The 26,129-nt window shown below is 50.0% G+C and carries 24 protein-coding genes; 2 read left to right on the top strand and 22 right to left on the bottom strand.

Annotated features, from left to right (window positions below; genetic code table 11):
* The first annotated feature begins 82 nt into the window (after positions 1–82).
* A complete protein-coding gene (locus SU32_RS06130) occupies positions 83–1,606 on the top strand; it encodes a putative bifunctional diguanylate cyclase/phosphodiesterase (RefSeq protein WP_053998464.1) in 1,524 nt (507 codons plus the stop codon).
* A gap of 20 nt (positions 1,607–1,626) precedes the next feature.
* Here SU32_RS06130 and SU32_RS06125 read toward each other — a convergent pair whose 3' ends face one another.
* From SU32_RS06125 to rimP, 11 genes are all read right to left on the bottom strand, one after another.
* Entirely contained in the window at positions 1,627–2,448 is an 822-nt protein-coding gene (locus SU32_RS06125; RefSeq protein WP_160316294.1) for a class I SAM-dependent methyltransferase, read from the bottom strand.
* Positions 2,449–2,703: 255 nt separating this feature from the next.
* The gene (pnp, locus tag SU32_RS06120) at positions 2,704–4,830 is read right to left on the bottom strand and encodes a polyribonucleotide nucleotidyltransferase (RefSeq protein ID WP_053998525.1); all 2,127 of its coding nucleotides are present in this window, start codon (positions 4,828–4,830) and stop codon (positions 2,704–2,706) included.
* 224 nt (positions 4,831–5,054) lie between these two features.
* Positions 5,055–5,324 carry a 30S ribosomal protein S15 gene (rpsO, locus tag SU32_RS06115; protein WP_053998462.1) on the bottom strand — a complete coding sequence of 90 codons (270 nt, stop codon included), beginning with the start codon at positions 5,322–5,324 and terminating at the stop codon, positions 5,055–5,057.
* A gap of 145 nt (positions 5,325–5,469) precedes the next feature.
* Positions 5,470–5,937: a GNAT family N-acetyltransferase gene (locus SU32_RS06110; protein ID WP_082376497.1), complete on the bottom strand. Its 468-nt coding sequence runs from the start codon at positions 5,935–5,937 to the stop codon at positions 5,470–5,472.
* A 1-nt stretch (position 5,938) separates the two neighbouring features.
* On the bottom strand, positions 5,939–7,363 hold the full coding sequence (locus SU32_RS06105) for an aldehyde dehydrogenase family protein (RefSeq protein WP_082376495.1): 1,425 nt from the start codon (positions 7,361–7,363) through the stop codon (positions 5,939–5,941).
* Between the two features lie 63 nt (positions 7,364–7,426).
* Positions 7,427–8,365, bottom strand: coding sequence for a tRNA pseudouridine(55) synthase TruB (truB, locus tag SU32_RS06100; protein WP_053998460.1), 939 nt, complete (start codon positions 8,363–8,365; stop codon positions 7,427–7,429).
* Entirely contained in the window at positions 8,365–8,766 is a 402-nt protein-coding gene (gene rbfA, locus SU32_RS06095; protein ID WP_053998459.1) for a 30S ribosome-binding factor RbfA, read from the bottom strand. The genes truB and rbfA overlap by 1 nt, the downstream gene beginning before the upstream one ends.
* A 202-nt stretch (positions 8,767–8,968) precedes the next feature.
* Entirely contained in the window at positions 8,969–11,755 is a 2,787-nt protein-coding gene (infB, locus tag SU32_RS06090; protein WP_053998458.1) for a translation initiation factor IF-2, read from the bottom strand.
* On the bottom strand, positions 11,752–12,423 hold the full coding sequence (locus SU32_RS06085; protein WP_053998457.1) for an RNA-binding protein: 672 nt from the start codon (positions 12,421–12,423) through the stop codon (positions 11,752–11,754). Before SU32_RS06085 ends, infB begins: the two co-directional genes overlap by 4 nt.
* Before the next feature lie 17 nt (positions 12,424–12,440).
* On the bottom strand, positions 12,441–14,051 hold the full coding sequence (gene nusA / locus SU32_RS06080; RefSeq protein WP_053998456.1) for a transcription termination factor NusA: 1,611 nt from the start codon (positions 14,049–14,051) through the stop codon (positions 12,441–12,443).
* Between the two features lie 40 nt (positions 14,052–14,091).
* Entirely contained in the window at positions 14,092–14,715 is a 624-nt protein-coding gene (gene rimP, locus SU32_RS06075; protein WP_053998523.1) for a ribosome maturation factor RimP, read from the bottom strand.
* Positions 14,716–14,980: 265 nt separating this feature from the next.
* On the opposite strand from rimP, the gene SU32_RS06070 reads away from it, so the two are divergent.
* The gene (locus tag SU32_RS06070) at positions 14,981–15,823 is read left to right on the top strand and encodes a polysaccharide deacetylase family protein (RefSeq protein WP_053998455.1); all 843 of its coding nucleotides are present in this window, start codon (positions 14,981–14,983) and stop codon (positions 15,821–15,823) included.
* A gap of 63 nt (positions 15,824–15,886) precedes the next feature.
* Here the strand turns inward: SU32_RS06070 and trmB are convergent, their stop codons facing one another.
* The 11 genes from trmB to rimI all read right to left on the bottom strand — a co-directional run bounded on the left by trmB (position 15,887) and on the right by rimI (position 26,129).
* Positions 15,887–16,588 (bottom strand): tRNA (guanosine(46)-N7)-methyltransferase TrmB, encoded by a 702-nt coding sequence (trmB, locus tag SU32_RS06065; protein ID WP_053998454.1) that lies wholly within the window; start codon positions 16,586–16,588, stop codon positions 15,887–15,889.
* A 15-nt stretch (positions 16,589–16,603) separates the two neighbouring features.
* Positions 16,604–17,875: a methionine adenosyltransferase gene (gene metK / locus SU32_RS06060; RefSeq protein ID WP_053998453.1), complete on the bottom strand. Its 1,272-nt coding sequence runs from the start codon at positions 17,873–17,875 to the stop codon at positions 16,604–16,606.
* 146 nt (positions 17,876–18,021) lie between these two features.
* Entirely contained in the window at positions 18,022–18,450 is a 429-nt protein-coding gene (locus tag SU32_RS06055; protein WP_053998452.1) for a helix-turn-helix domain-containing protein, read from the bottom strand.
* A 130-nt stretch (positions 18,451–18,580) separates the two neighbouring features.
* Positions 18,581–20,167, bottom strand: a complete 1,587-nt coding sequence (gene lnt, locus SU32_RS06050) for an apolipoprotein N-acyltransferase (protein WP_053998451.1) — start codon at positions 20,165–20,167, stop codon at positions 18,581–18,583.
* Positions 20,168–20,236: 69 nt separating this feature from the next.
* Positions 20,237–21,355 (bottom strand): hemolysin family protein, encoded by a 1,119-nt coding sequence (locus tag SU32_RS06045; RefSeq protein ID WP_053998522.1) that lies wholly within the window; start codon positions 21,353–21,355, stop codon positions 20,237–20,239.
* 6 nt (positions 21,356–21,361) lie between these two features.
* On the bottom strand, positions 21,362–21,841 hold the full coding sequence (gene ybeY / locus SU32_RS06040) for an rRNA maturation RNase YbeY (protein WP_082376493.1): 480 nt from the start codon (positions 21,839–21,841) through the stop codon (positions 21,362–21,364).
* A complete protein-coding gene (locus SU32_RS06035; protein WP_053998449.1) occupies positions 21,831–22,913 on the bottom strand; it encodes a PhoH family protein in 1,083 nt (360 codons plus the stop codon). Before SU32_RS06035 ends, ybeY begins: the two co-directional genes overlap by 11 nt.
* A gap of 20 nt (positions 22,914–22,933) precedes the next feature.
* Positions 22,934–24,340, bottom strand: a complete 1,407-nt coding sequence (gene miaB / locus SU32_RS06030; protein WP_053998448.1) for a tRNA (N6-isopentenyl adenosine(37)-C2)-methylthiotransferase MiaB — start codon at positions 24,338–24,340, stop codon at positions 22,934–22,936.
* A gap of 41 nt (positions 24,341–24,381) precedes the next feature.
* On the bottom strand, positions 24,382–25,164 hold the full coding sequence (locus SU32_RS06025) for a lysophospholipid acyltransferase family protein (protein WP_082376491.1): 783 nt from the start codon (positions 25,162–25,164) through the stop codon (positions 24,382–24,384).
* Complete coding sequence (locus tag SU32_RS06020) at positions 25,164–25,574, bottom strand: Fur family transcriptional regulator (RefSeq protein ID WP_053998446.1); 411 nt, start codon at positions 25,572–25,574, stop codon at positions 25,164–25,166. The genes SU32_RS06025 and SU32_RS06020 overlap by 1 nt, the downstream gene beginning before the upstream one ends.
* 60 nt (positions 25,575–25,634) lie before the next feature.
* Complete coding sequence (rimI, locus tag SU32_RS06015) at positions 25,635–26,129, bottom strand: ribosomal protein S18-alanine N-acetyltransferase (RefSeq protein WP_053998445.1); 495 nt, start codon at positions 26,127–26,129, stop codon at positions 25,635–25,637.

Raw genomic sequence — 26,129 nt, 5'->3', positions numbered from 1 at the left:
ACGCCTCCGATCAAATCTGCTGCTTAAACGAAATAGCTTGTTAGGAGATTCCACTTAACTTTGAATATCTAGGTGGGGTCTGATGAGCAAAAAACTCTTTTTTAGAACGTGTACTGTGTTCTCGAGCGGCGTAGGGGCAGCTTCGCTTGCTTTTTGGGCCGCACGCTCATCATTTTATAACATCGATCCGCAAGCTATGTTTGCGAGCACAGGCACGGTTGTTACGGGCCTTGCTGCTCTTGCAGGCGCAGGTTGCGCCCATGCCTATTTTGCCGGCGGTGATGAACAGGCAAGCCATTTCGACAAAGCCCTGCGCACAGACAATGTAACGGGTTTACTCTCACGTTTCGGACTGGAAAAAGCCGTTGAGGAGCTTATCAAGAAAGCTGATTCGGGAAAATCTCTGGACTGTTTCTATCTCATCAGCATGGATTTTGATGAGTTAAAACTCATCAACAATGTTTACGGTACAGAGGCCGGTAATGCAGTCCTGAAAGTACTTGCAGACCGCCTGTCTTCGCTTGTAGGCGATGCTGGCCCGTTGGCGCGGACCAACGGCAGCGAGTTCGTTATCGCATTGAAGATCGGTCACGACAAACGAGAGCTTCAGGCTGCTGTCGAGGCACTGCTTGACGCTCTTTCCAAGCCGGTACGTATCAATACGACTTCCTATCCGGTTTATGCCAATGGCGGTATCGCAGAACTGAAAGCGGGAGATGGCACGCTTGAAAAAGTATTGCGCCACGCCAACCTCGCACGTGCAAACGCCAAGCAGTCGGGACGTGGTTCTTACACTATCTATCACCCGGAGATGAGCCATCAAGCTTCCTACAACCAATGGCTTGAAAGCGAGCTGTCATACGCCATGCAGCGTGAGGAATTTCGCCTTGCGTACCAGCCTCAATACGATCTGAACAGCGGTGCGCTAACAGGATATGAAGCCCTTTTACGCTGGACGCACCGTGACAAAGGAGCCATTTCACCTGCTGATTTTATCTCTGTTGCCGAGAATTGCGGCTTGATTCAAGAAATAGGCACATGGGTGCTGCGCCGTGCTTGTTTTGATGCTGCTCACCTTCAACCAGATGTGAAGATGGCGGTTAATGTTTCAACTGTTCAACTCGAAAACCCCAAATTTATTGATACCCTGAAGTCAATTCTGATTGAAAGCAGGTTGTCGGCAACACGACTCGAGCTGGAAATTACAGAGAGTAATCTAATCAAAGACCACATTCGCATGCGGCGTTTGTTTAAAGAGCTCAATCAAATGGGTGTAGCAATTGCAATTGATGACTTCGGCACCGGTTATTCCAACCTTACCAATTTGTCAGAACTCTGCTTTGACAAAATCAAGATCGATAAATCATTTGTCGACCGGCTTGATCAAAACAAAGAAAAAAACTTGATGATTACAACAATCATTAATCTGGGGCATTCGCTAGGCGCGCGCGTCATTGCAGAAGGCATTGAGAATGAAGCACAGGCATCACTGCTGAGAGATGCGGGCTGCAACCTTGTGCAAGGTTATTACTTCGGAAAACCATTGTCCTTTAGCGAAGCCGAGGCACTTAATACAAACGCTTCTGCAACGGAACAGGCTGCTTAATACAATTAGACCGAGGGCTGTTATAGTTGAGCCTTCAGCAGCTTGAAACCATCCCTACGTGCCAGTTGATTCACTTTAGAAAAGTTCTGCTGCAAGGTCTTCTCATAAGGCAAAGTGACATTGGCAACCATAAGTAGCCCGCCTTTTGGTTTCAGTGATCTGGCTGCCACTTCAATGAATTGCACGCCAAGCTGCGGTTCTGTTTTCCGCCCCTCGTGGAATGGCGGGTTCATAATAATCCAGTCGAACTTTTTACCGACAGCTTCTCTGGTCAGATCATGCCAATAATAACTGATCTGCCCCTTGTCGTAATCGCTCAGGTTTTCCTTGGCGGCCTCCAGAGATGCGCAATGCGCTTCATAAAGATGTACTGTGCGGGGACTGAAGCGATTGAGCAGCTCAGCACTTAGGTAGCCCCAACCGGCACCAAAATCAGCAATGTCACCACGTATGTTCTCATCTAAATGTTCAGCCAGAAGCGCCGACCCTTTGTCTATTTTTTCCGCACTGAACATGCCGGCAGACGTTTGATAACCTTGTGGTGATGTTTTGGCTGAAGAAAAATGAGAGGCAAAATCAACGCTGTTGCGCAACCAAAATACCGTCGCGTGATACTTGGCAAGTGAGCCGTCAATCTCCGCGAAAGCTGCAATGCGTTTACGCAAAGGTGCAACACCGCTGGTTTTATCACCTGCAATAAGTATAGGAGCACCAGCAGAAACCATATTTGATGCGCGCGCGATCATTGTTTCGTTTTCGCCGCGATGTTTGCCAATCAATATCAAGGCGCCAGAGAAGCGGTCGGTGTTATCAACGCGGGGACTGACATTCATGCCGCGCATTTGAAGGTCCAGATACGCCCCGCGCATGGATTGCTCGCAAACCAAAGCGGCGCGTAATTCATCTGGAAAGCCGCCATCAATAGCCCTAGCGCCCAAATATAACCATTGCCCTTCGCCAAGCGGTATTTCACCGTTTGTAATAGGCATGAAGAGTGTGTCAGCGCTGCCGGCCATATTCGTTCCTCAAATTAAAAGCGCGGCCCTGACCGGGTCAGGACCGCGCTTATGTATCAAGTTTCAGGACAGACTGTTAGATCAGTCTTCTTTTTCTTCTTTTGGAATTTCTTTTCCGGTTTCCTGATCAACGACTTTCATGGAAAGGCGAACCTTGCCACGATCATCAAAGCCCATCAACTTTACCCAAACTTTCTGGCCTTCCTTAACAACGTCAGCCGTTTTAGCGACACGCTCGCTGGCAAGCTGGGAAATATGGACGAGACCATCTTTAGGACCAAAAAAGTTTACGAACGCGCCGAAGTCAGCGACCTTAACGACTGTGCCTTCATAGATTTCGCCCACTTCCGGTTCGGCAGTGATGGAGTGAATCCACTTTTTCGCCGCTTCAATCTCTTTGCCGGATGACGATGCGATTTTCACCGTACCATCATCTTCGATGTTGATTTTCGCGCCTGTTTTTTCAACGATTTCGCGGATAACCTTACCGCCTGCGCCGATTACATCACGGATTTTATCAACAGGCACCTGCATGACTTCGATACGCGGCGCAAACTCACCAAGTTCGCCGCGGCTTTCTGACAACGCGTTTGCCATTTCACCGAGAATATGGATACGGCCACCTTTAGCCTGCTCCAATGCGATCTTCATAATATCTTCTGTGATACCCTGAATTTTGATATCCATCTGCAACGCAGTGATACCGTTTTCAGAACCGGCAACTTTAAAGTCCATATCACCGAGGTGATCTTCATCACCAAGGATATCGGAAAGAACGGCAAAGTCGTCGCCTTCTTTGATAAGGCCCATGGCGATACCGGCAACCGGTGCCTTAATCGGCACACCTGCGTCCATCATCGACAATGATGCGCCACATACAGAGGCCATTGAGGATGAGCCGTTTGATTCAGTAATCTCTGAAACAACGCGGATTGTGTATGGGAAATCTTCCGGAGCCGGAAGCATTGGATGAACCGCGCGCCATGCCAATTTGCCATGACCGATTTCGCGGCGCCCCGGAGAGCCCATGCGGCCAGCTTCACCGACAGAATATGGCGGGAAGTTGTAGTGCAACATGAAGCTTTCTTTATAGGTGCCGGTAAGCGAGTCGATGAACTGCTCGTCATCACCGGTACCCAAAGTTGCAACAACCATTGCCTGCGTTTCGCCGCGTGTGAAGATCGCAGAACCGTGCGTGCGCGGGAAGACGCCAACTTCAGAAACGATCGGGCGAACTGTTTCCAGATCGCGGCCATCAATACGTTTCTTCGTTTTCAAAATATCGCCGCGAACAACGTTCGCCTGCAATGATTTGAAGACAGCGCCGATTTGCTCAGGCGTATATTCGCCTTCACCATCTTCCGGCAACATAGCTTCAGTAACTTTAGCCTTTGCCGCATCAATAGCATTATAGCGCTCTTGTTTATCGGTAATTTTATAGGCTTCAGAAAGATCAGAGGCGGCAATTTTAGCCATTTCAGCTTCAAGCGCCGACAAATCTTCCGGCGTGTAATCACGCGGGTCTTTCGCGGCAACTTCCGCAAGTGAAATGATTGCTTTAATCACAGGCTGGAAGCCTTTGTGGCCGAACATAACCGCGCCGAGCATTGTTTCTTCGTCAAGCTCTTTGGCTTCTGATTCAACCATCAGAACGGCTTCTTGCGTACCGGCGACAACAAGATCAAGATCGCTTTCTTCCATCTCATCGATATGCGGGTTCAATACGTATTCGCCGTTGATATAACCAACGCGGGCCGCGCCCAACGGCCCCATGAACGGAACGCCGGAGATTGTAAGGGCGGCAGAGCCGGCAACCATTGCAACCATATCCGGATCATTTTCCAGATCGTGCTGAAGAACAGTCAAAACAACCTGTGTTTCGTTCTTATATCCTTCCGCAAAAAGCGGACGGATTGGACGGTCGATAAGACGTGATGTCAGTGTTTCTTTTTCGGAAGGACGACCTTCGCGCTTAAAGAAACCGCCAGGGATCTTACCCGCAGCAAATGTTTTTTCCTGATAATTGACCGTCAACGGGAAAAAGTCCTGACCGGGCTTTGCTGATTTGGCCGAAACAACTGTCGCAAGAACAACTGTCTCGCCATATGTTGCCAATACTGCACCGTCTGCCTGACGGGCGATTTTACCTGTTTCGAGTGTTAGCGTGCGTCCGCCCCACTCAACTTCCACCTTATGGTGATCGAACATGTCTTGTCCTTTCAAGTTCATGCATGCGCACTGCTATTTTCAGCGTGCGCTTTTTCTTCATTATGAGCTTGGGCAAGACAACTGGGCACTTGAAACACAAGTAACCGGCAATCCTGCCCCATAGAATATGTTCTTTCTTTCCCGAACATATTCAAACCCGTTCTTCTTCCCAGCAGCTTTGTTCCGCTGGAAAAAGAGCGGGCACAAGCCCGCTCTCAATTCAGTTAGCGACGTAGGCCAAGCTCTGAAATGAGCTTTGAATAACGTGCTTCGTCCTTGCGCTTCAAATAGTCTAGAAGACTACGGCGCGAAGAAACCATTTTCAAAAGTCCACGGCGGGAATGGTTGTCCTTTTTGTGGTCTTTGAAATGCTCTGTCAGTGTGTTGATACGATCCGTAAGGATCGCAACTTGCACTTCCGGAGAACCAGTATCGCCAGCTTTTGTGGCAAATTTCTGGATCAACTCAGCTTTACGCTCAGGTGTAATCGACATCGGATGTCCTTTCTTACAATGAAGGGTTAATCGGTCGCCCAGACCGGGATGTCGTCCAGCAAGGGCCATATACTGCAAATATTTGCCGTATTGCGGTGCACATAGTCTATTTTTACGTAAAATGAAAGAGGCAGCTTTGCTTAAACTATGCAAGTGCCAGCGTCATAAAATAGCTGTGCGGATCGGGGCCGTAATTCGCAAAAGGGCCGGACACAGTAAAACCAAAACGCTCATACAGTTTCTGTGCAGGCATAAAATGTTCCGTTTTGCCGGTTTCCAGACTGAGGCGTTTCAAACCGCGCTGTTTTGCTTCCTGAATAAGATGGTTGACCAGATTATGTGCGATACGCTTTCCGCGGTGCTTGTCCAGCGTATGCATGGACTTAATTTCGCCCAGACCATCACCGTGATCTTTAAGCGCAACACAACCGACCAGTTCGCCATCCAAATATGCTGACCAGAACGTAATTTCAGGCACCCGAAGCGCATTGATATCAAGCGCAAAAACACTCTCCGCCGGTGTGATTGCATACATATGGTCAAGATGGCGCTGCAATAAAGCGGCAATCTCCGGCCCTGAAAGATCGTCTATTTTAATTGTCAGCGCAGCCATTTTATTGCGATAGAATTTTCACTTCAGTGAAGTCTTCCAGTCCCCAAACACCACCTTCACGGCCATTACCGGACTGCTTGTATCCGCCGAACGGATGCCCTCTGCCTAGACCTTTACGGTTCACACGCACCATGCCCGCACGCAAGCGGCGTCCGACCCGCTCGCCTTTTTCCTTATCATCAGTGCTTAGATAAGCAGCAAGGCCATATGGTGTATCATTGCCGAGACGCACGGCCTCATTTTCTGAACCATCAAAGGCAATCATGGAAAGGACGGGGCCAAAAATTTCTTCTTTATAGATCGTCATATCCGGCGTCACATCCGCAAACACGGTCGGACGGACAAAATATCCACGATTAAAGCCTTCAGGACGCCCCAAACCACCGGTGACTAAGCGCGCGCCTTCTTTAATGCCGGTTTCGATTAGACTTTGAACCTTGTCATATTGCATTTGGCTGACGAGCGGTCCGATATGCCCGCCTTTTTCTCTCGGGTTTCCTACGTGCACGTTTTCAGCAGCAACTTTGGCAATCGAAACCGCCTGCTCGTAAACGCTTTCCTCCACAAGCATACGTGTTGGCGAATTACAGGACTGGCCAGTGTTTTCCATGCAGTGCTCGACACCGCCCGTTACCATTTTCTCCAGATCGCAGTCCGCAAAGATAATGTTCGGTGATTTGCCGCCAAGTTCAAGCGTAACGCGTTTTACAGTGTCTGCCGCACCTTTGGTCACCAGCGCTCCGGCGCGGGTTGAACCGGTAAAACTCATCATATCGATATCGGGATGTGATGACATGGCTTCGCCAACGCCCGCGCCATCTCCATTGACGAGATTAAAGACGCCCTTGGGGAAGTCGGCCTCATCGATAAATTCAGCAAAAAGCATTGCCGACAACGGCGCAATTTCCGATGGTTTGAGAACACATGTACATCCCACGGCAAGCGCGGGAATAACCTTTAATGTGATTTGATTGATAGGCCAGTTCCACGGCGTTATAAGACCGCAAACGCCGATCGGCTCACGGATAATCGTTTGCCCTTCTTTGAATGGTTTTTCCCAATCAAATTCATCCAACGCATCTAAAAAACCTTTTAAATGTGAAGGGCCGACACCGGCCTGGTCTTGTGAAGCAAGGTCAATCGGCGCGCCCATTTCAAGACTGATTGCCTCACCAAGCTCGCTCAGACGCTTTTTCATGATTTCGCCCAGTTTGACGATAAGTGCGCGGCGCTCTTCGACTGGTGTTGCCGCCCAGCTCTCAAAGCTGTCTCTTGCAGCTTTTACAGCTAAATCGAGATCATCTTTCGTGCCCAATGAGATGACAGCACATGCCTCTTCCGTCGCCGGATCGATCACATCCAGATCATTTTCAACAAGCGGTTTTACCCAGCTGCCATTGATATAAAAATTACGTTTGTCGATCATTTCCGGCTCCATGGTTTGAAGCCATAATGTAGGTCAACTAGGGCTAAACAAAAAGCCCTCTCATCAAAGATTAAACACCCGTTTTGGCTGAAACGTGCCTTTACCAATTTCGCCGATTGCGAGCAATTTTCCCTTAATGAAAGCGCATGCCTCGTCTTCTGCTATCGGCGCATCTTTGCCTATCAGCAATGCCGGATTGCCCATGCGGATGCGCTGCGCCTGATCATCGGAAAGATCAACGCGGGGCAGATCTGCCATTGCCTCGCCTGTATCAAGCAGCATTGCATCCAATGCGTCATAATCAATCGGCTCGCCGTCGGCAGCTTCCGGCTTTGCGGCTTCCAAATCGGTAAGCAATACAAGGTCGGCTTCATCAAATGGTTCAACGAGTGTGCGGCGCAATTCCGTTACATGGCCATAACAACCAAGCTCCTCGCCCATGTCACGCGCTAAAGAGCGCACATAGGTGCCTTTGCCGCACTCAACCTCGAATACCGTTTCATCAGGTGTATGGGTGATGATTTTTATTTCGTCGATTTCAACTTCACGGGCTTTAATTTCAACTTTTTCACCGCCGCGGGCAAGATCATACGCACGCGCACCATCAATTTTGATTGCGGAAAACTGCGGCGGTATTTGGCTGATTACGCCAACATAATTGTCCAGAATTGCCTCGACATCCGCACGCTCAGGTCGTTTATCTGATGTTTTAACCGGCTCACCTTCAAGGTCATCCGTTGAGGTTTGCGCACCCCATGCCACTTTAAACCGGTAAGCTTTCGTGCCCTCGGTTACATAAGGCATTGTCTTTGTTGCTTCGCCCAGCGCGATCGGCAGAACACCGGTTGCAAGCGGGTCCAAAGTACCTCCGTGGCCCGCTTTTTGCGCCCCAAACAACCATTTGATTTTTCCAACAGCTTCGGTGGAGCCCATTTCAAGCGGTTTATCCAAGATAATCCAGCCGGATACAGGTCTGCCTTTTTTCTTACGTTGGCGCGCCATTAAGCTTCTTCCTCACCGTCATCACCGAGATCGCGGGAAACTTCAGGGCTTTTCAGCAAAGCGTCAATTTTCGAGAAATTGTCGAAGCTGGTATCCGGCCTGAACCGGAATGTGGGCATATATTTCATTTCACGCAATTGCGGGCTAACCCGGCCACGAATGAACTTGGCATTGGCTGCCAGCGCTTTAACAACCGGCTGCATATCCTGCTGGCCAAATGCCGTAACAAAGGCTGTTGCGATTTTAAGGTCCGGCGACATTTGCACTTCAGTGATAGAAACAACGACACCGTCAAGTGCCGGATCCTGTACATCGCCCCGCTGAATAAGCTGCGTCAAAGCATGGCGGACATTTTCACCGACACGAAGCTGGCGCTGACTTGGTTCGTTTGCTTTACTCATAAATTATCTACGCTTTTCCATTGGAAGGAAATGTAAGTTTCCGCTTTAAATCTACCGGTCTGCAAAATTTCTGCACCCTTCAATGTGCAGATGGCATAACAAACCGCGCCCTGACGAGCGTATGAATGACGCAAATATGCTTGGTCGAAATTCATCACAATCTCCTGCCGAATGGGATCGGACCATCCGGCGTGAGTTTTAATTAAGCGTCGAGTTTACGTGCGATCTCTTCGACACGGAAACATTCGACAATATCGCCTTCGCGAATATCTTCGTAGTTTTCAAACGCCATACCGCATTCCTGACCGGACGGCACCTCAGCAACCTCATCCTTGAAGCGCTTAAGCGTTTTAAGCTTGCCTTCGTGAATAACAACGTTGTCACGGATAAGACGCACACCGGCACCGCGCTCAACCTTACCTTCTGTCACACGGCAACCGGCAATCTTACCGACTTTCGTGATGTTGAAGATTTCAAGCATTTCAGCGTTACCAAGGAAGGTTTCGCGGCGTTCTGGTGTCAACAAGCCTTCCATCGCAGCTTTTACGTCATCAAGAAGGTTATAAATGATGTTGTAATAGCGGATTTCCACGCCAGCGGCTTCTGCAGCATCACGCGCCTGCTTATTGGCACGCACGTTAAAGCCCATGATCGCTGCACCTGTCGATTCTGCAAGCGACACATCTGTTTCCGTAATTCCGCCTGCGCCCGAATGGACGACACGCGCGATCACTTCTTCCGTGCTCATTTTCTCCAGCGCACCATTGATCGCTTCGACGGAACCCTGCACATCACCTTTAATGAGCAGCGGGAATTCCGCACGGTCTTTATCCGCAGCCAAAGCCATCATCTGCTCAAGTGAGCCGCGTGCACCGGTTTGACGTGCAACCGCTTTTTCACGGTCAACGCGCTGACGATAGTCAGAAATTTCACGCGCACGCGCTTCACTGTCAACAACCGCAACCCGGTCACCTGCCTGTGGTGTACCGTTAAGGCCAAGAACCTCAACCGGTGTTGACGGCAAAGCCTCTGACACTTGTTCGCCTTGGTCATTGACCAATGCGCGTACTTTGCCCCACTGCGAACCGGCGACAAGAATATCACCGACTTTCAACGTACCGGTTTGAACCAATACTGTTGCAACGGCGCCGCGGCCTTTATCAAGCTTGGCTTCAACAACCGTACCTTCCGCAGAGCGGTTCGGGTTGGCTTTAAGTTCTAGCACTTCAGACTGCAGCAAAATTGCTTCCAGAAGGCCGTCAAGGTTTGTACCTTTAAGAGCCGACACTTCAACTTCTTGCGTGTCGCCGCCCATTGATTCAACGAAAACCTCATGCTGCAAAAGATCCGTACGCACTTTTTGCGGGTCAGCGGTTGGCTTATCGATCTTGTTGATTGCAACAATCATCGGAACACCCGACGCCTTGATATGCGCAATTGATTCAATCGTTTGCGGCATCACCGCATCGTCTGCGGCAACAACAAGAACGGCAATATCGGTTGCTTGAGCACCACGTGCCCGCATTGCCGTAAATGCCGCGTGGCCAGGTGTGTCAAGGAACGTGATCTTCTGGCCACTTTGTTCAACCTGATAAGCACCGATATGCTGTGTGATACCGCCAGCTTCGCCCGCAGTAACACGCGCATTGCGGATTGCATCAAGAAGCGATGTTTTACCATGGTCAACGTGGCCCATAATGGTCACAACAGGCGCACGAGCCTCAAGGTCTTCTTCTTTGTCCTGAACATCGAAGATACCTTCTTCGACATCGGCTTCGGTAACACGCTTAACAGTGTGGCCGAACTCTTCGGCAATCAATTGAGCCAAATCGGCATCAATCAAATCGCCTGGCTTCATCATCTGTCCCTCTTTCATGAGGTATTTGACAACATCAACCGAACGCTCTGCCATACGCTGAGCCAGTTCCTGAATGGTTATTGTTTCAGGCAACTGCACTTCGCGCGCGACCTTTTCACGCGGGCCTGATGATTGGCCGCTTTGTGCGCGTTTGATTTTCTCCTGGCGGCGACGCATCGCAGCCATGGAACGTGAACGCCCTTCGCCGTCACCCGTCGCATTTGCAAGGGTTAGCTTGCCACGGCGACGCTGGTCGTTACCGCGCGGGTTACGTGACGGTTTAGCGTCTTCTTTTTCAGGGCGGCGTGCAGGTGTCGGCATACCGCCGCCGCGTTTTGTTTCTCCACGTGCAGCAGCAGCTTCCGCATCAGCTGGGGAAACCTGTGCAGCTTTGGCAGCCTTTTTCTCAGCGCGCAATTTCTCTTCAGCACGGCGTTGCTCGTCAGCAGCGCGTTTTGCGGCTTCTTCATCCTGTTTACGGCGGAATTCTTCTTCAGCCGCACGGCGGCGCGTCATTTCGGCGGCGCGCTCTTCATCTTCAGCAGCACGCTCTTTCGCACTTTCAAGCGCGCGTAAACGTGCGTCCATTTCGTTCTTGGAAAGATTACGGCCACGCACTTTGCTTGCAACAGCAGGTTTTGATGCTTTGGCAGCCGGTGTGCGCTCTGGCGAAGCTTTCTGTGTCGGCGCGCCTGGCTTTTCCTGTTCTTTTGCTTTTACCGGAGTTGCCTTTTCCTTGGGCGCTTCTTCAACGGGCGCAGCTTCAGGCTTTTGCGGTGCAGCCGGCTTCTCATCAACTGGTGTTTGCTCGACTGACGCAGTCTCTTCAACAGCAGCAGGTGTTTCGCGCACGACTTTGCCCGGCGGCGGCGGTGTCGCCACCCGCTCTTCAGTCTCTTTAATGCGCGCGCTTACGGCTGCGGCAGCCGCTGCTTTTGCTTCCGCTTCGGCCTTTGCTTGAGCTGCTTTTTCTTTAGGCGTTAGAAACTTGCGCTTGCGCGTTTCAACCACGACCTGTTTGGAACGGCCATGGCTCAAATTTTGACGCACAGTGCCTGAACCACTACCCTTTAAAGAGAGTGTGCGCCCGGAGCCGCCTTTTTTGTTGTCGTCAGAATTCATATCGCTCATTCTTCGTCTGTTTCTTCCTCATCCCAGAAGCTTTCCCCTTCCGGCATGTCATGTTCATCTGCTATCTGCCGGTACAATTTCAACGCTTTGAGTTTTTTCAGCGTTGCTGCACCCGGTCCAGCATCCAGTATTGCGGCATGTATCACATTTCCGCCGCCAAAAGCCAAATCCATTTCTTCAGTTCCAAATAAAGTAAACGACTCTATTTTGGGACCTCCCAGATGCACCGTCGCGCGTCTGGCCTGTGTTATCTTTCTTACACCGTCTGGCGCCGCCGAAGAGGAGTGCAAAACGGCTAATGCCTTACCTGCGCGAACGGCCTTACCAACCTGAGTAGAACCGAAAATTGCCATGCCAGCTTTACGCGCCAGCCCCAAACTTCCCAAAGCGGCCTTTTTTAGCAGTTCATCAACCAATTCCGGCAGATCATCCTGCACCACTACATTCTGTTTAAGGCCGCGAGCAAACAATCTTTTTGCAACTGCCTGTTCTATATATGTGCGTTCAGCCCGTACCCAACAACCGCGTCCCGGTAAATTTCGCTTTAAATCGGGCACGACTTGATCATTTGGCCCAACGACAAAGCGCATTAACGCCTCCGCGTCACCGCTTTGACCTGTGACAATACATTTGCGGTCATTCATATCAGATGCATTGCCCTTGGCCATAACTGTCACGCAAGTCGTTAAATCGCGTTTGATTCCTCCACGTCATCAACTTCAGTCTCTTCTGCTTCAGCGTCCAATTCTTCCTGCGTGATCCAGCCTTCAGCGAGACGCGCAGCAACAATCATTTCTTCTGCTTCCGCCCGTGTTGTTCCGTAAGGCGTAAAGAGACCGTCAAAAGTCTTTGTCTCACCGTCCTTACGCTCGCGCCAACCGCATAGATCGTCGACAGCACAACCTGCAAAGTCATCCATGGTTTTGATACCATCTTCGCCAAGTGTGACAAGCATAGCCGTTGTCAGGCCCGGAACCTCAAACAAAGCATCATCAACGCCCAAAGCTTTACGCTTTTCGTCATTTTCAGCTTCAATGCGCTCAAGGTACTCGTTTGCCCGTGCCTGGATTTCGCTCGCTGTATCTTCGTCGAAGCCTTCAATGGAGGCCACTTCATCGGCATCCACATAGGCAACTTCTTCAATCGAAGAAAAGCCTTCAGAGGCAAGAACCTGACCAACCATTTCATCCACATCCAGCGCTTGCATGAACAATTCTGAACGCTCGGCAAACTCTTTCTGGCGGCGGGAAGATTCTTCTTCCTCAGTCAGTATATCAATATCCCAACCGGTCAATTGCGAGGCCAGACGCACATTCTGTCCGCGGCGACCAATCGCCAGCGATAATTGCTCATCAGGCACAACGACTTCAATGCGCTCGGCATCTTCATCAAGAACCACTTTAGCAACCTCGGCAGGCTGTAGCGCATTCACGATAAATGAAGCGGCATCCGGCTGCCAAGGAATGATATCGATTTTCTCTCCCTGCAACTCGGCAACAACCGCCTGAACACGCGAGCCGCGCATACCAACACATGCACCCACCGGATCGATGGATGAATCTGATGAAATGACCGCGATTTTTGCCCGTGAGCCCGGATCACGCGCAACGGATTTAATCTCGATGATACCATCGTAGATCTCCGGCACTTCCATCTGGAACAGTTTCGCCATGAATTGCGGATGCGTGCGGCTCAAGAATATTTGCGGGCCACGCTGTTCTCTGCGCACGTCATAGATGATTGCACGCACGCGCTCACCATAACGGTAAGTTTCGCGCGGTATCAGCTCATCGCGGCGGATGATGCCTTCACCGCGCCCCAAATCTACTATGACATTGCCGTATTCAACACGCTTGACTGTACCGTTGATAATTTCGCCAACGCGGTCCTTGTATTCATCATATTGCTTGTCGCGTTCGGCTTCACGTACTTTTTGCACGATAACCTGTTTTGCGGACTGAGCAGCAATGCGGCCGAAATCAAGCGGCGGCAGCGTTTCGCGCGTAAACTGACCAACTTCAATGTCCGGATTATCAGCGCGTGCCAGATCAATATGAATCTGGTTGTCGTAGTTTTCAACTTCCTCGACAACTTCCATCAATCGCTCGAGACGAATTTCACCCGTTTTGGCATTGATGTCCGCGTGCACGTTGGTTTCCTGACCATAGCGGGACTTTGCTGCCTTCTGGATGGCATCGGCCATCGCGCCAATGACAATTTCTTTGTCGATCAGCTTTTCACGCGCAACAGCATCCGCAATTTGAAGAAGCTCTAGTTTGTTTGCACTTACTGCCATGAAAGTTCTCCTTGATGGCCTCAACCATCAGCATTTCACTTTAAGAGTTGTCGTTATTGTCTAAGTCGTCGTCTACAGTTTCACCGCGCGCTATACGTGCAGCTTTATCAGCTTTTAAAGAATCGCGGATCAATTCATCCGTCAGGATCAACCGCGCATCGCTAATTGCATCAAACGGAATAACCACGGCACTGTTTTCACCATAGGTTGCCTTGTCTGGCACCAATGTAAACGCGGCGTCAGTGACCTCGGTAATATTACCACGAAACCGTTTGCGATTTTCCACCATACGCGAAGTTTCAAGCTTCACGATGTGGCCGCTCCATTTTTTAAAGTCAGATTTGCGAACTAGCGGGCGATCAATACCGGGCGTTGAAACCTCCAAATAATATTGGCGCTCAACGGGATCTTCCACGTCGAGCAAAGGTGACAACATACGGCTGACTTCCTCACAATCGGAAACCGTCATCGTACCATCAGGACGCTCGACCATGATCTGCAAAGTCAGGCCGTTCAAACCGCTCAGCCTTACACGACACAAAACATAGCCGGCGCCATTGATAACAGGCTCAACAATAGAAGCGATACGAGCATCCACCCCCGTCTCTGTGATAAGGCGCGGCTCATAATTTTCCACCGGAGGCAATGCGTTTTGTTCGGTCATTTCGATCTGATTTGGGCCTTTCAAGTAATAAAAAAGAGCGGGTCCGTGTGGCCCACTCTTGTTCGTTCGATCAAGATTTTCATCTGATATACGCCCACATTGAAGGATTTGCAAGGACGCTGTTGAAATTCGCCCAAATTGGCCGATGCAAACATTTACTCTGTGTTAACCACGTTTCTTCGCAGCTGATTAACCAAGATTATTTACCGTGTTTGTTAAGGGTCTGACCCATAGGCCTGTTTACATTAGTACGAGTAGTCAGATTATGCGTTTTTCGAGTGTGTTTGCCAGCCTTATTGTCGGGCTAGTTGTTGCAGGATGTGCGTCTAAACCAAAGCCAGTCACGCAATTTAGCACAGAAAGGCCGATTACTGCGGTCTCCTATCAAGCCGATTCCCCTTTGATTTTCCGCCCGCAGAACCCGCAGCCGGAGTATCAACCTCCCTACTTTTCAAACTCAGGTCTTGCCGGTCGCACTATGTATGCCTCATCAATCAGGGACATTCATTTGCGTAGTAAAGAAGTTATCCTCACATTTGATGACGGCCCTGCACCGGGAAAAACCGAACGGATTTTATCTGCCCTTGATAGGCATGGCGTCAAAGCAACATTTCTTATGGTCGGGCATATGGCCAAAGCCCACCCTGCACTTGCCAAACGCGTCGCACGTGAAGGGCACGCTATCGGTAGCCATACCTATGATCACGCCAATCTTGCAAATGTAAGCTTTAGCTCCGCGCTGGAAAACATTCGCCGCGGTGAGCGTGCTGTCCGGGCAGCAACAGGCGGCGAAGTTGCCTTCTTCCGCTTTCCATATCTGAGCCACACGACAAAGCTGCGTAATCATCTAGCATCACGCGGCACAGTCGTTCTTGATGTCGATGTCGACAGTAAAGATTATTTCAAGGTCAGCCCGGCCCGCGTGGTCGAACAAACAATGAAGCGCCTCGACGCCAAAGGCAGCGGCATCATTTTACTGCATGATCTTCATAATCGCACGGCAACCATGCTGCCTACATTGTTGCGCCGCTTGAAAGCAGACGGCTACAAGGTCGTTAATCTGCAACCGTCGCGCGGTGTTGGCGGTGCGGTTGCCCTGCTTGATTAATAATAAAATTACATCACAAAGGCGCCTGTCTTTGAGGCGCCTTAAAGTTGGATTTACAGATCTTTATTGTCTTAGAAAGGTTAGGTAAGCCGGTGTGCGGCCTTCGCGGAAGGCTTTTGCTTCATAGCGGGTACCGGGCCACGCCTCATAGGGTGCATGCCAATCATCGGCCGCCTGCGCCACCCACTCGAAGTCAGGATGCTCGTCGCAGTGCTTTAACGTCCAATTGACATATGTATCGATATCAGAAGCAAAGCGGAAAAGGCTTCCCGGCTTCATGACACGGGCAAAACGCGTCAAATTCTGCTGATTTACAAAACGCCGCTTCCAGTGCTTCTTTTTGGGCCATGGATCCGGATAAAGCAGATCAATACCATCAATTGAGTTGGCCGGCATCCAATCGAGAAGCTGCGTTGCATCATCATCATAGACGCGCAAATTTTCCAGCCCTTCCTCGCTCGCATTGGCCAGAAATTTTGCCATTGAATTTACAAACGGCTCAACACCGACAAAACCGATATCAGGAAAGCGGGATGCCTCGTGAACGAGATGTTCGCCGCCGCCAAACCCGATTTCAAGACGGATTTTTTCCGGTTTATGCCCGAACAATTCTGACAGCGAGGCAGGGGCTTGATATTCGTCTATCGCAATGCGCAATTTTGGCAATTGCGCATGATATTGGCCCGACTGGCGCGGCTTCATCGGCTTACCGCGCCGCCTACCAAAAAATGCTTCTGTGGAACGACTTCGCCTGTCTTCGCTCATTATTCTTTTGCCCAATCAGGCAGCAGCAACAGCAGCTTTAAGTGCTTTTACGATATCTGTTTTTTCCCATGAGAAAGAACCATCGCGGCCAGCTTTGCGGCCAAAATGTCCATACGCTGCTGTTTTGGCATAGATTGGCTTGTTCAGGTTCAAATGACGACGAATGCCGCCCGGTGACAAATCCATCGTTTCGCGAATTGCCGCTTCGATTTTGCTCTCATGCACTTTGCCCGTGCCGTGGGTGTCAACATAAATCGACAATGGCTGGGCCACGCCAATGGCATAGGAGAGCTGAATTGTGCAACGGCTTGCCAGCTTCGCAGCAACAATGTTTTTCGCCAGATAACGTGACGCATAAGCTGCAGAACGGTCAACTTTCGTTGTGTCTTTTCCGGAAAATGCGCCGCCGCCATGGGGCGCTGCGCCGCCATAAGTATCAACGATAATCTTCCGGCCAGTCAGACCGGCATCACCGTCAGGACCACCGATCACGAATTTCCCTGTTGGGTTGATATACCAGATGCAATTATTAGCGATTGGCAGATCTGTCAGTGCCTCGCGAATATATGGTTCACAAACCGCACGAACCTTTTTGGAATCCCATGATGGATCAAGATGCTGCGTCGACAATACGATTGATGTTACTTCTTTGGGCAGGCCATCTTCATAGCGCACAGTAACCTGAGATTTTGCATCAGGGCCTAGTTTGGCAACATCGCCCTCGCCTTTTTTGCGGGCGATCGCAAGTAGCTCGAGGATTTTGTGGGAATAATATATCGGCGCAGGCATAAGTTCCGGCGTCTCTTCGCAAGCATAGCCAAACATAATACCTTGGTCGCCTGCACCTTCTTCGCCCTGACGGTCGGCAGAATTATCAACGCCCTGCGCAATATCCGCCGACTGCGCGTGAAGCAGAACGTCAATTTTTGCTGTTTTCCAATGGAAGCCATCTTGCTCATAGCCAATATCTTTAATGGCACGGCGGGCGGCCGAGCGAAAACGTCCAGGGGCAATCTTTGGGTTGCCGGCCTCATCTGTTTGCACTTCACCGGACTTGTCTTTCTTAAAGAAAGTCTCAGGCACACGCACTTCACCGGCAATAACCACACGGTTGGTGGTCGTTAAAGTTTCGCACGCTACGCGCACATTCCATAACGCGTCGTCACCACTTTTGCGTGCCTCTTTGTAGATCATGTCCACAATTTCATCAGAAACTCTGTCACATACCTTATCGGGATGACCTTCAGAAACAGATTCACTGGTGAAGAGGTAGTTTTGGCGGCCCATATCGGTAATCCTGCAAATAGGTTAAAGGCGGCAAAACCGCCGAATAATCGCAGTTTGGATATTGGGTTAGGCTATAAAGGTCAAGAGCAGGACAGCACAATAGAAAGATATAAACATAAGTGCATATGTTTTTTGCCAATCAGAAGCTATTCAGCATCAGAATCCCCGTCGGCATCATCAGCTAGTGACTTAACCAGATCAATAATACGGCGGCGCACTTTAGGATCAGAGATATTGACGAAAGCACGATTTAATTGAAGCCCTTCAGAACTGGAAAGGAAGTTAACGACATAGCCTGTCGATGTTTCTTCCAGCCCGCCGGATAAATCGGCTTCACTGCCCGGGGCATCTTCGAAAAAGAAGGATACCGGCACATTCAAAATGCCTGCAATATTCTGAAGCCTGCTTGCACCAACACGATTGGTGCCTTTTTCATATTTCTGGATTTGCTGGAAAGTAATCCCCAGAGACTCACCGAGTTTTTCCTGACTCATCCCCAGCATGGTACGACGTAGGCGAATTCTGCTGCCGACATGGATATCGATCGGGTTAGGGACTTTCTTTTTATCGCTCATAATTGTCCTTGGTCTACTCAGGCAACATCATTCCACCGGAAGTTGGTGTCTGGCAAAAGCATGTGCGAGCAGTTTCCACCTTATTATTCAAGATTGTCAAACAACTGAAAAGATATTTCTGAGCCGTCATCTAATCTTTTGCCCGCGCAACTAAACCTATAGTTGTAAAAACAACAATAAACAACCAAAATATCTGTTGCTGAAATTTCTTGCCAAGCGGCGTTGCTATCTTGCCAGGCAATTCAGCGTCAACGGCACCTTTTTGACCATAACCCAGTTTTTCAATTACACGGCCCTTCGCATCAATTAAGCCGGAAACGCCATTATTGGCGGCTCTCACCATCGGCAATCCCGTTTCAACGGAACGTAGCTGGCTTTGGTGGAAATGTTGGTAAGGGCCTGGCGTATTTCCATACCAAGCATCATTGGTTACATTGATCATCAAGCCGTCCGTCTGCTCCAAACGCTTTACTTCGCCGCCAAATATCACCTCATAGCAAATCAACGGAATAGCAGTCAGCCCGGCGGATAATGGCAGACTTCGCCGCTGTGCACCGGCAACATAGCCCCGATCAGCCGCTGCGACAGCTTTAAAGCCCCATTGCTTTAATTGCTCGGAAAAAGGTAGATATTCTCCGAACGGCACCAAATGGGTTTTATCCGCTGCGCTCGTGATAATACCTTCATCATTAATGAGCAGCATCGAATTGTAATAACGACGCGTTTCAGCGCCACTTTCTTCTTCAATTTCTTCACGCACAACACCGGCAATAAGACTTTGTCCGATCTTCAGTGTATCAGCAATGGCAGCGACTGCTTGAGGCTCACGCGTTAAAATGAAGGGAACAGAGGTTTCTGGCCAAATAATGTAACGCGGGCGCGCGAGGCTTGCATTAGCGACCGGCTCTGCTGAAAGCGCAAGGAGATCCGCAAAAACTTCTTGGCCGTCGCCGGGCTCTAGCTTTTTCGACTGGTCAACATCCGGTTGGACAATGCGTATAATACTGCCTTCGGCTTCCGGCTCGGCGCTAAAGTTCAACCGCCATACACCTGCGCCTAAATGCCCGCCGAAAAATATCAGGAAGCACAATAGCGCCCATGCCTTTTGCCGGCCTTTAACAAAGAATGCGGCTGGAAGCGCAAAGCAAATAACAGCCAAAACATTCATCGCATCAGCGCCGATAAAGGCAGAACTCTGCATCATCAGCGGTGAAGGCTGTATGGTGTTCGACAGCGCATTCCACGGAAATCCGGTAAACACAAATGTTCGCAGCCACTCGGCAACGCCGAACGCGGCGGCCAGTACAAATATCCTTGCGATACCCGACGACCAAAGAGCCCGCGCTAGAACTGTGGCTATCCCGTAAAAAACGGCAAGCAGTGCGGGAAGTCCAAGAACAGCAAGCGGAATCGCCCAAGCAAATTCCGGCGCTTCGACCAACAAAGCGTTTGCAACCCACCATAGGCCTGCAACGAAATATCCGAACCCAAAAAACCAACCCGTCCAAAAAGCGGGAAGGTGACGTGTTAGACGGCCCCCATCAATGCGGCCAACAGCACCGTCCAGCAGCCAGATCAGCACAGGGAAGGTCAAAAAGCCTATGAAGAAGAAATGAAATGGCGCTAATGCCAACGCCGTCAGCGCGCCAGCACTAATCGAGGCCAATGCTCGCTTCCAGCCTGAAAGCAGCAATATTTTTTGTGAAAGACGCTGCACACCCACCTCATTCGAATCACATAAGCATTAGGATTAGCAGGGTTTTCAAGCTTGTGCGAACACAGAAGCCTACTCTGTGAGAACGCTTTCCTCGGTTGCCGTATTGGCTTCGCGGCGCGAGTGGCGTTTGCGTGCCAATTGTCTGGAAATGGAGATTTTCACTCGGCGAATACGCCGCGGATCAGCGTCCAGAACCTCAAGTTCATAACCGCAAAAAGAAGGAATAACCTCTCCGCGCACAGGAACATGGCCTAAAATCGAGAAAATAAGACCTCCGATCGTATCGACATCCTCATCTTCTTCTTTTGCTTTGGTAAGGAACTCCTTGCCCAAAAGTGCAGACGCTTCTTCCAATTCAAAGCGCGCATCAACAATGTAAACGCCTTCTGAGACGGTCTCAATCAAAACGTCCACGTCATCATGCTCGTCTTCAATATCGCCGACGACGATCTCAACAATATCTTCAAGGGACACAAGACCGTCGGTTCCCCCATATTCATCGATAACGAGCGCCATTTGAATGCGCTGGGTTTGCATGCGGCCCATAAGGTCGGATGCAAGCATGGATCGCGGTACGAATAAAACGTCACGCGTCAGTTTCAGGTCTTCAATGGTCTTGCTCAGATCTACACGGCCCAAATCAATATCAGCGATGGCCGCCAAAGCCGCATCATTTTTTGCAGGTTTAGTCGCATTTGCGGCGGTGGTTTTACGGCGGCGGCGCGGTTTTTTCTCCGCTGTTGTGATCAAATGTGACACGACATCGCGGATATGAACCATGCCACGCGGGTCATCCAGCGTTTCAGCAAAAACCGGCATACGGCTATGGCCGGACGTTTTAAAAACTTTTAACAGCTCACCCAAAGTGGTTTTAATTTCACACGATTCGACATCGGCGCGCGGTACCATAACGTCGTCGACCCGCATACCTTGCAAACGCAAAATATTGCTAAGCATTGCGCGCTCATCGAGAGAAATTGTTTCGTCGCTTTCACTTTGCGCATTGAGCGCTTCATGCAAGCTTTCGCGTACAGACCCCGATTGGGGGCGGAAAAGATAAACAAGACGCTGCAGAAAACCGGGCTGCCCGCGCGTTTCAGATTTATCTTCCGGCTGATCAACAACAACTAGTGCTGTGCTCTGTTCTTTGTCTTTTGCGGTACTGCCGCCGCTCTCAGGTTGTTTCATCAGCATTCAACTAGCAATTTCATCCAATGCATAAGGGTCACGAATACCCATTTTGCCGAGAATAATTGTCTCTAAACCTTCCATTTGTTCTGCGTCAGTGTCGTTTTCATGGTCATAGCCTAAAAGATGTAATAGTCCATGCACAATCAAATGGCTTGTGTGATCTTCAAACGACTTTGATTCTTCTCCAGCTTCCCGCTTCACCGTTTCATAGGCAAGTATAATATCGCCAAGCATTGGACCAGGTTTTTGCCCTACAGCAATTTCAAATGCCGGAAAAGACAGCACATTTGTTGGCTTGTCCTTTTTGCGCCAACTTGCGTTTAATTTTTGGATCTCAGCGTCATCAGTGAGAACAAGACTTAACTCGCTTTCCACCTGCGTCATTTCAAGCGCGGCAAAAACATGCGCGACAGCACGCTGCGCAAGTTCTTCAAGATCAGGCCATTCACCAGCATTCTCGGCAATGTCAATTTCAACCGGCATCGCTGCTTTCTTTATCGCGGCGGCGCGGATATGTGCCACGGCCAGCCGCCTCATAGGCACCGTGCGCCGAATCATATGCTGTTACAATTTTCGCAACCAGTGGATGGCGTACGACATCAACATCCTTGAAGCGGACTTTTGCAATGCCCTCAACCCCGTCAAGAACCTGCAATGCCTCAACCAAACCGGACTTCTCGCCGCGCGGCAGGTCGACCTGGCTCGGATCGCCGGTCACAATCATGCGGCCATTTTCGCCAAGCCTGGTCAGAAACATCTTCATCTGCATGGACGTTGTGTTCTGGGCTTCATCCAAAATAACAGCGGCATTTGATAATGTGCGGCCACGCATAAATGCCAAGGGCGCAATTTCGATGATACCGGCGGTCAGAGCACGTTCGACCTGCTCGCCGGGCATCATGTCATAGAGCGCATCGTATAACGGACGCAAATAGGGGTCGACTTTCTCTTTCATGTCGCCGGGCAAAAAGCCTAACCGTTCGCCGGCCTCGACTGCAGGCCGCGACAAAATAATCCGCTCAACATGGCCGCGTTCAAGCAGCATCGCCGCATGTGCAACAGCCAGATAAGTCTTACCGGTTCCGGCCGGTCCGACACCAAACACAAGCTCGCAGCGGTCAAGCGCGCGCATATATTTGTCCTGGTTCGGCGTTCTTGCAAAAATAGTTTTTTTGCGCGTTGCGATTTGTGCTGCAGCGATCTTGTCTTTGCCGTCCATTGTCGGCAATTCAAGCTGATCATCTGCCGCAATTGCCATTCGCATGGCGCCCTGAACATCGGCCGGTTCAGGATCCTTACCCGTTTTTTGCAATTGCTCATAAAGAAAATCAAGCGCACGGCGCGCCTGCTCTGCCGCAGTGGGATCGCCTTTGATCGAGACCTGATTGCCGCGCGAACGCACATCAAGCCCTAAACGGTTTTCGATCAGTGTGAGATTTTGCTCAAACTGGCCAAAAAGAGCACGGGCATGGCTGTTATTGTCGAAGGTAAGGACGATGCTTGCCTCTTGCGGACCAGCATCAGCTGCAGACTTTACATTTGATTTAGTTGTCAAACGCGTTTCCTATTTTCCGGTTACTGCCCCAACTTAGTAGCGATTTCATCAGAAACCAAGGAGTTGACCATCACTTGGCTGATTTTTACATTCACTATATCGCCCACTTGCCCAACATTTTCATGACAAATAACAGGCTGAAGCCATGGAGAGCGTCCAACGATCTGACCGGCTTCGCGGCCCGGTTTTTCAATCAGCACGTCCATATGTTTACCAACAAGGCTTTGCATGAAGTCTTTCTGTTGCTGGGTCAACAACGCCTGAAGACGCTGCAACCGCGCTGACTTCACATCTTCAGGCACCTGATTGGGCATTTCGGCTCCCGGCGTTCCGGGACGCGTTGAATATTTAAATGAATATGCTGCGGCATGCGTAACATCGCGCACGATCTGCATCGTGTCCTCAAAATCCTGATCTGTTTCACCAGGAAAACCAACAATAAAGTCACCTGAAAGTGCAATATCAGGGCGTGCAGTGCGGATACGGTCGATGAGATGGCGGTAATCATCACCGGTATGCTTGCGGTTCATCGCCTTTAAAATTCTGTCAGACCCCGACTGCACAGGTAAATGCAGGTAAGGCATCAATACCGGCAGATCGCGATGGGCTTCAATCAATGCATCATCCATATCGCGTGGGTGGCTTGTGACATAGCGGAGGCGTTTTAACCCGTCGACTTCAGCAAGCTTGTGAAGAAGTTCGCCCAAGCCCCATTCACGATCATCACTGCCTACACCATGCCATGCGTTCACATTCTGGCCAAGCAAAGTGATCTCTCGCACCCCTGCATCAACAAGACGCCTTGCCTCATCCATAATTTGCGACACAGGGCGTGAAACCTCTGATCCGCGTGTGTATGGCACGACACAGAAAGTACAGAACTTATCGCAGCCTTCCTGAACAGTCAGAAAGGATGTCACACCGCGACCGGACATGACCTTCTTGGCAGGTGCGGGTAAATGTTCAAATTTGTCTTCGACGGCATATTCGGTCTCAACGACCTTTTTGCCGGTTTTGGCCTTTGAAACCACTTCGCCCAGACGGTGATAAGTTGTCGGGCCAATCACAAAATCTACAGCCGGTGCCCGCTTGATGATTTCGTTTCCTTCGGCTTGCGCAACACAACCTGCGACACCGATCATCAGATCGCCGCCTTCAGCGCGCTTTTCTTCACGCACCATGCGAATCCGGCCTATTTCTGAATACACTTTTTCTGCCGCCTTTTCGCGGATATGGCAGGTATTCAGAAGAACCATGTCGGCATCATCCATGCTGGAAGTTTCGACATAGCCGTCTTTTGCCAATGCATCTGCCATGCGTTGGCTGTCATAGACATTCATCTGGCAGCCATAGGTCTTCACGAAAACTTTTTTCGTGCCTGTTTGGCTGTCAGCAGATGGTGTTTTTTCAATAATCGGTGCGCTCATAAATCGGCTTTTAGTCGCTTTTGAAGGTCTTGAGAAGTGGGCTATCTGCCGCGCAGGGCGCGTGATGTCATTTCTGCAACACGTGTCTGGACAATCATTGTAATTTCTTTCCGGTTCATAGCTTCGCTTTGTGCAACCGGCTCTCCAAAAGAAACAACAACGCCCAAATGCGGCTCGCTGATAACACCTAATAAATGTGGCCCAATTTCGATGTCACCCGGCCAAGCGGCCAAAGGCCGCTTAAAACGTCCCATCGGCAAGCCGCAAAGCTTATTGTAGACGATCGATACAGGTTGAATTGGGGAGCTAATTGCCGCATTTCCAACGCCAAGTGCTCCAAACAGCGATGATTTGAACGGGTAGATAAAATTACCGTCAGATGTGGTTCCTTCAGGAAAAAGAACGATATTGTCTCCGGCCAACAAGCGCTGATTAATGATATCTGCCTGCGCTTTGACACCGAGCCTTGCAGAACGGTCGATAAACACACTTTCCTGCCACTTTGCCAGCGAGCCAAAAAGAGCCCAGTCCTTGATTTCGTTTTTTGCAACAAAAGATATCGGAGCGACAGAGCCAAGGACGATAATATCAAGCCAGGATATATGGTTAGCAGCGATAAGAACGCCGTGACCAGAGGGCTGCACCATCGTACCGCGCACCTCGACCTTGACACCTAGTATTTTACAGATTGCACGGTGCCAGCATACTTCAATCTGTTTGCGAATCGGGTGCTTCAACCAACGGGTGACAAAATGTGCAGGCAATAAAACCATTGTCACCAGCAATGCTGCTATCGCGACCAGTGCAAAGCGAAGAAAGAACATCAATCTTTATCGCTCTTGTCATCGCGGCTAATCGGTACTGCATAGAGTTCCAACCGGTGTTCGACCAGTTCATAGCCCAGTTCGCGCGCGATTTCTTCCTGCAATTGTTCTATGCGGTCATTCTTAAACTCGATCACTTTTCCGGAACGCACATCAATTAAATGATCATGATGCTCATCAGGAATAGCCTCATATCGGGCGCGCCCATCACGGAATTCATGCTTTTCAATGATCTGCAATTCCTCAAACAGGCGCACCGTGCGGTACACCGTCGAAATCGAAATATTCGGATCAATGGCCGATGCACGCTTATAAAGTTCTTCTACATCAGGGTGGTCGCTGGCATTTTCAATAACCTGCGCAATAACGCGGCGCTGCTCGGTCATGCGCATGCCACGATCAGCAAACATGCTTTCCAGTGATGTTTCCGATTTTTCCGACACGTTGCACCTGTAGGCTTGTACTATAAGTCAAACATTCTCGCGTCGCATCACCAGTGCATTGGTTTTGCGTCCACCCGTCTTAGTATAATAATTTTCACGAATTGCCACCTGCTCAAAATGCAAACGCTTGTAAAGCGTGATCGCACTTTTATTATTTTCATCCACTTCCAAGAACAAAGAAGCGATTTTATCGGCATGTAAACGTTCGATAATACGATTGAGCAATCTGCGGCCAACACCATAGTTTTGCCATTTGGGGTGCACGGCAATTGTCAGAATTTCAGCCTCATCGGCAGCTGTACGAACCAGAACAAAGCCTACTGTCCTCCCGCCACTCGACAGCGGTTCGCGCAACAAAAGACCGCTGACATTTCTATTGTTTAGAAGCGCCAGAAAATCACCGTCTGTCCAAGCATGCGCAAAAGTCATGGCATGGATTTCTGCCAGTGCCTGTGCATGCTCGTAGCTTACCGTTTCTTCGCCAAGCTGCTCAATATCGCGGTTCCAGAAAGACCAAACCAC

The organism is Ahrensia marina, from assembly GCF_001293565.1.
In the GTDB taxonomy this organism is placed as follows: domain Bacteria; phylum Pseudomonadota; class Alphaproteobacteria; order Rhizobiales; family Rhizobiaceae; genus Ahrensia; species Ahrensia marina.
Note: the sequence above shows the minus strand (reverse complement) of the source record. Positions and strands in the feature narration are given on the sequence as shown.

Coding starts and splice junctions, on each gene's coding strand:
- SU32_RS06045 (WP_053998522.1), bottom strand. CDS start 21,355: ATGAAACAACCTGAGAGCGGCGGCAGTACCGCAAAAGACAAAGAACAG.
- pnp (WP_053998525.1), bottom strand. CDS start 4,830: ATGTTCGATCACCATAAGGTGGAAGTTGAGTGGGGCGGACGCACGCTA.
- rbfA (WP_053998459.1), bottom strand. CDS start 8,766: ATGAGTAAAGCAAACGAACCAAGTCAGCGCCAGCTTCGTGTCGGTGAA.
- SU32_RS06110 (WP_082376497.1), bottom strand. CDS start 5,937: ATGGCTGCGCTGACAATTAAAATAGACGATCTTTCAGGGCCGGAGATT.
- rpsO (WP_053998462.1), bottom strand. CDS start 5,324: ATGTCGATTACACCTGAGCGTAAAGCTGAGTTGATCCAGAAATTTGCC.
- nusA (WP_053998456.1), bottom strand. CDS start 14,051: ATGGCAGTAAGTGCAAACAAACTAGAGCTTCTTCAAATTGCGGATGCT.
- SU32_RS06105 (WP_082376495.1), bottom strand. CDS start 7,363: ATGATCGACAAACGTAATTTTTATATCAATGGCAGCTGGGTAAAACCG.
- trmB (WP_053998454.1), bottom strand. CDS start 16,588: ATGAGCGAAGACAGGCGAAGTCGTTCCACAGAAGCATTTTTTGGTAGG.
- SU32_RS06085 (WP_053998457.1), bottom strand. CDS start 12,423: ATGGCCAAGGGCAATGCATCTGATATGAATGACCGCAAATGTATTGTC.
- SU32_RS06070 (WP_053998455.1), top strand. CDS start 14,981: ATGCGTTTTTCGAGTGTGTTTGCCAGCCTTATTGTCGGGCTAGTTGTT.
- ybeY (WP_082376493.1), bottom strand. CDS start 21,841: ATGCCGGTTGAAATTGACATTGCCGAGAATGCTGGTGAATGGCCTGAT.
- SU32_RS06130 (WP_053998464.1), top strand. CDS start 83: ATGAGCAAAAAACTCTTTTTTAGAACGTGTACTGTGTTCTCGAGCGGC.
- metK (WP_053998453.1), bottom strand. CDS start 17,875: ATGGGCCGCCAAAACTACCTCTTCACCAGTGAATCTGTTTCTGAAGGT.
- truB (WP_053998460.1), bottom strand. CDS start 8,365: ATGGCGCGCCAACGTAAGAAAAAAGGCAGACCTGTATCCGGCTGGATT.
- SU32_RS06125 (WP_160316294.1), bottom strand. CDS start 2,448: ATGCGCGGCATGAATGTCAGTCCCCGCGTTGATAACACCGACCGCTTC.
- SU32_RS06025 (WP_082376491.1), bottom strand. CDS start 25,164: ATGTTCTTTCTTCGCTTTGCACTGGTCGCGATAGCAGCATTGCTGGTG.
- infB (WP_053998458.1), bottom strand. CDS start 11,755: ATGAGCGATATGAATTCTGACGACAACAAAAAAGGCGGCTCCGGGCGC.
- SU32_RS06055 (WP_053998452.1), bottom strand. CDS start 18,450: ATGAGCGATAAAAAGAAAGTCCCTAACCCGATCGATATCCATGTCGGC.
- rimP (WP_053998523.1), bottom strand. CDS start 14,715: ATGACCGAACAAAACGCATTGCCTCCGGTGGAAAATTATGAGCCGCGC.
- miaB (WP_053998448.1), bottom strand. CDS start 24,340: ATGAGCGCACCGATTATTGAAAAAACACCATCTGCTGACAGCCAAACA.
- SU32_RS06020 (WP_053998446.1), bottom strand. CDS start 25,574: ATGTTTGCTGATCGTGGCATGCGCATGACCGAGCAGCGCCGCGTTATT.